Annotated in this window: 3 protein-coding genes and 1 riboswitch; all 3 genes read left to right on the top strand. The window is 36.8% G+C overall.

All coding sequences use genetic code 11. The features are described from left to right. The first annotated feature begins 233 nt into the window (after positions 1–233). Positions 234–311: riboswitch (SMK box riboswitch) on the top strand. The 3 genes from metK to DOK81_RS12010 all read left to right on the top strand — a co-directional run bounded on the left by metK (position 309) and on the right by DOK81_RS12010 (position 3,915). Beyond that, positions 309–1,502 carry a methionine adenosyltransferase gene (metK, locus tag DOK81_RS12000; RefSeq protein WP_206911166.1) on the top strand — a complete coding sequence of 398 codons (1,194 nt, stop codon included), beginning with the start codon at positions 309–311 and terminating at the stop codon, positions 1,500–1,502. (Overlaps the previous riboswitch by 3 nt.) A 130-nt stretch (positions 1,503–1,632) precedes the next feature. Next, a complete protein-coding gene (locus DOK81_RS12005) occupies positions 1,633–3,108 on the top strand; it encodes an MDR family MFS transporter (RefSeq protein WP_206911169.1) in 1,476 nt (491 codons plus the stop codon). Positions 3,109–3,126: 18 nt separating this feature from the next. Beyond that, on the top strand, positions 3,127–3,915 hold the full coding sequence (locus DOK81_RS12010) for an alpha/beta hydrolase family protein (RefSeq protein WP_206911171.1): 789 nt from the start codon (positions 3,127–3,129) through the stop codon (positions 3,913–3,915). Positions 3,916–3,933: the final 18 nt, after the last annotated feature.

Below are 3,933 nucleotides of genomic sequence, written 5' to 3' on the forward strand. Positions count from 1 at the left end.
TCGAATCCCGTACGGGTCATCAAAAGATACTTTGTAAAAGTATCTTTTTTTCTTTTTTCGAAAGAATGATTTCAAAAAACTTAGCAGAGTTATCTTACAAGATAGCTGTGCTAAGTTTTTTATTTATATATGTAAAAATGTTTTATTGTTAAACAATTCTGTATGTAATTATCATTTTTTGATGAAAAATTTTTGAAAAAGCGAGCTAAAATCTACTTTATCTGCTATACTGATTTCGTTGCAAGTTCCCGAGAGGATCCGTACGAACGGAGATGCCTTGTAACCGAATTTAACTAGGGGGAATCACCATGACAGAAAGACATTTATTTACCTCAGAATCCGTTTCTGAAGGGCATCCGGATAAAGTTGCTGATCAAATCAGTGATGCAATTTTAGATGCAATTTTAGCACAAGATCCAATGGCACGTGTTGCTTGCGAAACATCCGTAACAACCGGGTTAGTTTTAGTATTTGGAGAAATTTCGACCACTGCTTATGTAGATATTCAAAAAGTTGTACGAGAAACAATTAAAGAAATTGGTTATACTCGTGCAAAATTTGGCTTTGATGGAGATACCGTGGCCGTCTTAGCAGCGATTGATGAACAGTCACCAGATATTGCTCAAGGTGTAAATGAAGCGTTAGAAATTCGTGAAGAAGACCAAAAAGACTTATTAGATGAGATTGGTGCAGGTGACCAAGGTCTTATGTTTGGGTTTGCGGTTGATGAAACACCAGAATTGATGCCTTTACCAATTGCTTTAAGCCATCGTCTAGTTCGCCGCCTTGCAGAATTACGTAAATCGAACGAATTAACTTATTTACGTCCAGACGCTAAATCACAAGTTACCGTAGAGTATGGAGAAGATGGACAGCCTGAACGAGTTGACACAATCGTGATTTCGACACAACATGATGATGCAGTAGATAATGAAACAATTCATAAAGATGTAATTGAAAAAGTTATTAAGGAAGTTATTCCGGCTGAATTATTAGATGATAAGACTAAATACTATATCAATCCTACTGGTCGCTTTGTTATCGGGGGTCCTCAAGGGGATGCTGGTTTAACAGGAAGAAAAATCATCGTTGATACTTACGGTGGTTATGCTCGCCATGGTGGCGGAGCATTTTCTGGGAAAGATGCAACAAAAGTTGACCGTTCTGCAAGCTATGCTGCACGTTATATTGCAAAAAATATTGTTGCTGCTGGTTTTGCAAGAAAAGTTGAAGTTCAATTAGCTTATGCGATTGGTGTTGCACAGCCTGTATCGATTTCAATCAATACTTTCGGCACAGGAACAGTATCGGAAGATGATTTAATTGCAGCAGTACGGGAAAACTTTGACCTTCGTCCCGCTGGTATTATCGAGATGCTTGACCTACGTCGTCCAATTTACAGACAAACAGCTGCCTATGGGCACTTTGGGCGTACAGATGTTGATTTACCGTGGGAACGTACGGATAAAGTAGAAGCATTGAAAGCAACTTTAAGTAAGTAATAAAAATGCTGGAACGATTATCTTTAAGATAGTCGTTCTGCTTTTTTTTATAGTCTTATTCACTAATTATCTGAAATCATTCTTGTTTTAATATATTTTATTTTTGACAATTGAATATGGGGAGGAAAAAATGAAAAAAGAAACAAATGTAACGTTAGTAACAATAGGTGTATTTATTGCTACATTTATGACGGCGATTGAAGGAACAATTGTAACAACAGCAATGCCAACAATTGTTGGTTCACTACATGGAATGGAAATAATGAACTGGGTATTTTCAATTTACTTATTGACAAATGCGATGTTGACACCAATTTATGGAAAATTAGCTGATAAAATTGGCCGAAAACCAATTTTTATTTTTGGTACATTCCTTTTTATTATTGGTTCTTTGTTCTGTGGGTTATCTCAAACAATGATTGGATTGATTGCAGCCCGTGCACTACAAGGGATGGGGGCTGGAGCAATGATGCCTGTGGCTTTGACCATTATAGGTGATTTATATTCAATAGAAAAACGTGCAAAAGTATTAGGATTAAATAGTTCTGCATGGGGAATTGCTAGTGTGTTTGGTCCTCTGGCTGGTGGTTTTATTGTTGATACGATTAGCTGGCACTGGATTTTCTTCATTAATGTGCCAATTGGTATTGGACTGATGATATTGATTTGGATTTATTTAAATGAACCAGCGATTGAACGTGAAGCAAAACCAATGGACATTTTGGGAAGTTTGAGCTTGATGGCAACATTAGTAACATTATTGCTTGGATTTCAATTATTAGGTGATCAAGGATTTACGACTTTTGTTATTAGTTTATTGATAGTTAGTATTTTGCTATTTTTCCTTTTTATCTGGGCAGAAAAACGCGCAAAAGATCCTGTTATTATGTTGGATTTATTTAAGAATCCATTGTTTGTGATTGTCAATTTAGCAGCAGCTTTAGCGAGTGGTTTTTTGATGGGAATTGATGTGTATATTCCAATGTGGATGCAAGGCGTTCTTGGACTGAATGCTGCAGTAGGTGGATTGGTTTTAGCACCACTTTCACTTGTTTGGATGGTAGGATCATTTTTAGCGAGTCGATGGATGTCACAAATGTCGACTCATTGGGTGTTACGAATTGGGCTATTGATTACAACTATTGGTGGAATGTGGTTATACTTGATGCCTTTTGCAAGTAATTTTTTATGGTTTTTTGCAATTTCAACGATTATTGGTGTCGGATTGGGAATCACAATGACTACCTCAACTGTTAGTGCACAAAATAGTGTTCCACATGAACAATTAGGCGTGGCAACTTCGTTTAATACACTAGTGCGAACGATTGGTCAAACAGTGATGGTGGCAGTATTTGGGTTGCTGATGAATGCAGTTACTCAAAGAGAATTAGCAGCTAAACAACTAACTGATGATGCTGATATCATGAATAAATTAGTGAATCCACAAACTGCTAAACAAATTGATGCTACATTATTAGTCCCATTAAGAGAAATTTTATATGATGGACTACACAGTGTTTACTTTGCTGGTTTGCTTCTAGTCGTTCTTGCACTAGCTTTAACATTTTTTGTACGCATTAAAAGTGGTAAAATAATAGAAAGTTAAAGAAGGTAGGCGAAAAAATTGGCATTTATCCAAGCAAATATTTATTCTAATATATTAGAAATGGAAGTTAATTTAAATGTTATTCTTCCACAAAAAACGAATAAAGTAATTGGCACAAGCACACAGCAAGAAATCACGGATGTTCCAGTGATGTATTTATTACATGGGATGGGTGGCAACCATAGTGTCTGGGAGCGTCGATCATCTATTGAACGTTATGCTGCAGATTATGGTTTAGCTGTGATTATGCCATCAACAGATTTAGGTTGGTACACGGATACGACATATGATATGAAATATTGGACGTTTATTTCAGAAGAACTACCGGCTATTTGCCACGAATTATTTCCACAATTGACAACAAGAAGAGAGAAAACATATGCTGCTGGGTTATCGATGGGCGGCTATGGTGCATTAAAATTGGGCTTAGCTAAACCCGAAAATTTTGCAGCAGTGGTTTCATTGTCTGGAGCTGTTTCCGTTGGCAATCGAATGGATGATTTATTAAAAATTCGAAAGCAGTCTTTCTGGGAAGGAATCTTTGGACCACTAGACCAAATTGAAGGTTCGATAAATGATCCAAGATTTTTACTGGATAATCTAATTGCTAGTGGTCAACAAGTACCACGAATCTTTTTGGCTTGTGGGGAATCTGATTTTTTATTTACTGCTAATCAGGAGATGGCTGAGGCAATCAAAGAAAATGGTTTAGCCGTTACATTTGAACATGGGCCAGGTGAGCATAATTGGATTTTTTGGGACGAATGGATACAACGTGCTTTCGGTTGGCTATTTGAAGGAGAATAAAAAAGTAAGCCAGTAATG

The sequence above is a fragment of the Enterococcus sp. DIV0660C genome (assembly GCF_017316125.1).
GTDB lineage: Bacteria > Bacillota > Bacilli > Lactobacillales > Enterococcaceae > Enterococcus_B.